This window comes from Streptomyces sp. NPDC091416, from assembly GCF_044756845.1.
Lineage (GTDB): Bacteria > Actinomycetota > Actinomycetes > Streptomycetales > Streptomycetaceae > Streptomyces.
In genome coordinates this window covers 202,860-206,873 of the sequence record NZ_JBIVTU010000010.1, presented here as the reverse complement: position 1 = coordinate 206,873, position 4,014 = coordinate 202,860, and the positions used below count along the sequence as shown (strand labels likewise).

The following is a 4,014-nucleotide window of genomic DNA, read 5'->3' as shown; positions in this document are numbered from 1 at the left end:
CCCATGACCAACCCCTTCGACGACCAGGACGGCACCTTCCTCGTCCTCGTCAACGACGAGAACCAGCACTCGCTCTGGCCGCAGTTCGCGGACGTCCCGGCCGGCTGGGCCGTGGCCCACGGCCCCGACACCCACGCCGCCTGCCTGGAGCACGTCGAGCGGTCCTGGACCGACATGCGTCCCAAGAGCCTCGCCGACGCCATGAACGCCCATCGGTAGCACGGCCGACGTGATCTCCACCGACACACTGGGCGGGGCCCGCGAAACCGCGGGCCCCGCCCGGCCCGACGACCTCGCCTCGGCCCTGTTCACCTCCGGGGCCCGGCGGGATCCGTACCCGCTCTATGCCCGCATGCGGAGCGAGGACCCGGTCCATCGGAGCCCTCAGGGCATCTGGTATCTCACCCGGTACGCCGACGTCGAGGCAGCCCTGGCCGACCTGCGGCTGTCCAACGACCGGGACCGGATGACCCGTGCCTACAGCGCGCTCGGCGGCGACCTCAAAGCCCTCAGCCGGCTCACCGAGCGACTCGGCCGGGTGATGACCAACACCGACCCGCCGGACCATGCCCGGCTGCGCAAACTGGCCAACAGGGCGTTCACCGCCCGGCGGGTGGAGGCCCTGCGCGACGGCGTCCAGCGGATCGTCGACCGGCTCATCGACGAAGCGGTCGCGGCAGGACCGGCGATGGACCTGATCGAGTCCGTCGCCTCTCCGCTGCCGATGTCCGTGGTCTGCGAGCTCTTCGGCATTCCGGAGGAGGACCGCCCGCGGGTCAAGAGCTGGTTCCGCCGCTTCGGCCGGCTCAGCGAGGACATCGACAAGTCCGAGGCGGCGATCGACCAGTACGAGGAGTACCTGTCCGGGCTCATCCGGCAGCGCCGGGTTGAACCGGGCGACGACCTCATCAGCGCCCTGGTCGCCACGCAGGCACAGGACGACCGGCTCACCGACTCCGAACTCCTGTCGACCTGCTTCGTCCTGATCACCGCCGGCGACGAGACCACCACCCACCTGATCGGCAACGGCGTGCTGGCGCTGCTGCGCCACCCGGACCAGCTGGCCCGGCTGCGCGCGGACCCGGACCTGATCCGCGGCGCCGTCGAGGAACTGGCCCGCTACGACACGGTGACCCAGGCGATCGTCCGGGTCGTCGCGCAGGACCTGGAGATCGGCGGACGGACTCTGCGGGAGGGCGACCTGGTGTACCTGTTCCTCGGCGCGACCAACCGCGATCCCGAACGCTTCGAGGACCCCGACCGCCTCGATCTGTCCCGCCAGGGCAATCGGCATCTGAGCTTCGGCCACGGCCCGCACTTCTGCCTCGGCGGCCCACTGGCCAAGCTCCAGGCGGAGGTGGCCGTCGGCACGCTGGTGCGCCGGCTCCCCGGGCTGAGGCTGGCCGACGCATCGGCCCTGGACTGGCGGGACAACCCGCTCCAGCGGCGGCTGACCGCTCTCCCGCTCGCCTACTGACCCCTGAACGACGAAGGAGTACCGATCATGGCCCGAGAGTTCGAGGTCTGCCGGGAGCAGTACCTGCCCGTCCCGCCCGACCAGGTCTGGAACGCCGTCGCCACCGGCCCCGGCAACCTCGGCTGGCTCTACCCGATGGAGATCGAGCCGCGCGTCGGCGGAAGGGTCACCCGGGGAGACGCCACCGTCGTGGCGTGGGAGCCGCCGCACCGCTTCGCTGTCCGGGCGACCCAGGAAGGCGGCTTCTCCAACACGCTCAGCTACCGCGTCGAGCCGGCCGACGGCGGCACCAGCCACCTGCGGATGGGAATCCACTGGGTGCACACGGGTGTCGTCGACGATGCCTGGAACTGGGACGCCAAGACGGACGTGGCCGAGAAGTACGTCGACTTCCATCAGCACGCGCTCGCCGAGTACCTCCGGCACTTCGCCGGCCGGCCCGCCGTCTACGTCAGGTCCGAGCGCCCCGAACCCACCGCCGACCCGGCCGACTTCGCGGCCCTGCGCCGACGCCTCGGCCTGGCCGACGACGCCGCCGTCGGCGACCGCTTCACGCTTCTGGCCCCCGGCCCGGAGCGTGCACCCGTGGAGGTGGTCGTCGACTGGATCAGCACCGACTTCCTCGGCCTGCGCGGCCCGGACGCCCTGTACCGGTTCTTCAACGGCAGCAGCTGGAACGTACCGATCCGGCTCGGCCACCACCTGTTCGCCGAGGACAGCGACGAGGAGCAGGCCACCAAGGCGTGGACCGCCTGGCTCGACGACACACAAGCCCAGGAGTTCTGATGGAAACCTCCACGCAGACGTTGCTTTTCGCCGCCGAGCTCATCGAGGAGAACGGCACCCACACCCTCGTCGTCCAGGACGTGAGAAGAGATACCGTCCAGTCCACCCCGGTCCCCAAAGCCATGGTCGACAAGCTTCCGGTCTTCCTCTCGGCGCTCATCGCCAAACTCCACCCGGTACCCGCGCGACACCGCCGGTAGCCCGCTCCGGGAAGCCGGCCCCGGCGCGGGAGCGCCGGGGCCGGCCCACCGACGGCTCAGGAGGCACGCACACGCGGGGAATGCGGCGCGGTATCCGTGCGGGCCGCGGCAAGCCCGGTCGGCGATGTGCTGCGCGGCTCGCCCACCGCCCCCGTTGCCCGAATCCCGGGCCCGACCGCAGCCCCCGCCTCACTCGGAAGGTGTTCGGCGACACCTGTCCGGTTGTCCCGGGTCCTCCTCGTCCGTGCCCCTGACAGGGACGGTTCGAAGGGCCGGGTCCTGGCTTTCGACCGGCCTCGGGCCGGCGGTGCGCCTGAGGACGTGGACTCAGCCGTCCACGGGGATCGGCCGGTCCGGCGGGCCGTCGGTCAGCAAGGACGCCAAGAGCTTCGGCAGTTCAGCCGGCCGCAGCAGATCCGGGGTCGCGGCCAGTTCCGCCAGGGTCCACCAGCGGTACCCGGTGATCGCGGCCTTCTCGACCTCTTCGAAGGACGAGGTATCGACCTGGAACGCGGGCACCCGGGCCATGTAGTAGCGCTGGCGGACCTCATGGACGACGCCTTCCCGGACCGCTGTCCACGGGCGCCCTCGCCAGATCTCCGGACCCAGCGAGAGGTTCGTCAGCCCGGTTTCCTCCCGCAACTCCCGCAGGGCCGCCTGCTCGTGGCTTTCGCCCGGCTCGAGCCCGCCTCCGGGGGTGAACCACCGGACGGAACCGTCCTCCTTGTCCATGGCGGAGAACAGCAGGAGCCGGCCGGTGTCGTCCAGCAGCACCACGCGAGCGCCCGGGCGCGGCACCGGGCTTTCCTCCATTTTCGTCACCTCGTCAGGCTAGGACCTCGGCACCTGGCCGACCAGGACAGAGCCTGGGTGAAGCCACCAGGAGGCCGTGGCCCCCGGACGTCTCAGCCAACGTCCCTCCGGACGGCCATTCACTTCAAGGTAAGAGTTTTCGCAGTGGCCATTCACTCCATGCTTGGAGTATATTGATGGGCATGGAAGACGCGCCGGAGGCACAGGAGACAGCCGGGCCGCAGTGGCTCGACGCCGATGAGCAGCAGCAGTGGAACGCGTTCGCCTACGTGCTGACGCAACTGCCGGCCGCACTGGAGGCGCGGATGCAGCGGGACGCGGGACTCGCCCACTTCGAGTACGTGGTGATGTCGGCGCTGTCGATGGCCCCCGGACGCACCCTGCGGATGAGCGAGGTCGCGCAGTACGCGGGCAGCACGCTGTCCCGGCTGTCGAATGTGGTCATCCGCCTGGAGAAGCGCGGCTGGGTGCACCGGCACCCCGACCCGTCCGACGGCCGCGTCACCCTGGCCACCCTCACCGACGAGGGCATGGACAAGGTCACCGCCGCCGCCCCCAGCCACCTCGACGCGGTGCGCCGTCTGGTTCTCGACCCGCTGACCAAGGCGCAGCAGCGTCAGCTCGGCGCGGCGTCGCAGCGCATCCTCGGCGCTCTCGACGCGCCGTGTCCCACGGACTGGCCCGGGGTGACCCCGCCGTCCGTCCGGGACTGACCCCGACGCCTGCCCTTCCCACTCC

General features: G+C 70.9%; 6 protein-coding genes. 5 read left to right on the top strand and 1 reads right to left on the bottom strand.

Annotated elements, in window-relative coordinates:
* Positions 1-3: 3 nt before the first annotated feature.
* Genes ACIQMX_RS28180 through ACIQMX_RS28165 form a run of 4 tightly spaced genes read left to right on the top strand, consistent with a single transcriptional unit; the run spans position 4 to position 2,463 of the window.
* Positions 4-219 carry an MbtH family protein gene (locus ACIQMX_RS28180; protein ID WP_402482163.1) on the top strand — a complete coding sequence of 72 codons (216 nt, stop codon included), beginning with the start codon at positions 4-6 and terminating at the stop codon, positions 217-219.
* A gap of 10 nt (positions 220-229) precedes the next feature.
* On the top strand, positions 230-1,477 hold the full coding sequence (locus ACIQMX_RS28175; RefSeq protein WP_402482160.1) for a cytochrome P450: 1,248 nt from the start codon (positions 230-232) through the stop codon (positions 1,475-1,477).
* A gap of 27 nt (positions 1,478-1,504) precedes the next feature.
* Positions 1,505-2,263 (top strand): SRPBCC domain-containing protein, encoded by a 759-nt coding sequence (locus tag ACIQMX_RS28170; protein ID WP_402482158.1) that lies wholly within the window; start codon positions 1,505-1,507, stop codon positions 2,261-2,263.
* A complete protein-coding gene (locus ACIQMX_RS28165; RefSeq protein ID WP_363073740.1) occupies positions 2,263-2,463 on the top strand; it encodes a hypothetical protein in 201 nt (66 codons plus the stop codon). The genes ACIQMX_RS28170 and ACIQMX_RS28165 overlap by 1 nt, the downstream gene beginning before the upstream one ends.
* Positions 2,464-2,790: 327 nt before the next feature.
* Here ACIQMX_RS28165 and ACIQMX_RS28160 read toward each other — a convergent pair whose 3' ends face one another.
* On the bottom strand, positions 2,791-3,276 hold the full coding sequence (locus tag ACIQMX_RS28160; RefSeq protein WP_402482155.1) for an NUDIX hydrolase: 486 nt from the start codon (positions 3,274-3,276) through the stop codon (positions 2,791-2,793).
* Positions 3,277-3,458: 182 nt separating this feature from the next.
* Between ACIQMX_RS28160 and ACIQMX_RS28155 the strand changes: the two genes are divergently transcribed.
* Complete coding sequence (locus tag ACIQMX_RS28155; protein ID WP_363073736.1) at positions 3,459-3,989, top strand: MarR family winged helix-turn-helix transcriptional regulator; 531 nt, start codon at positions 3,459-3,461, stop codon at positions 3,987-3,989.
* The last annotated feature ends 25 nt before the right edge of the window (positions 3,990-4,014 follow it).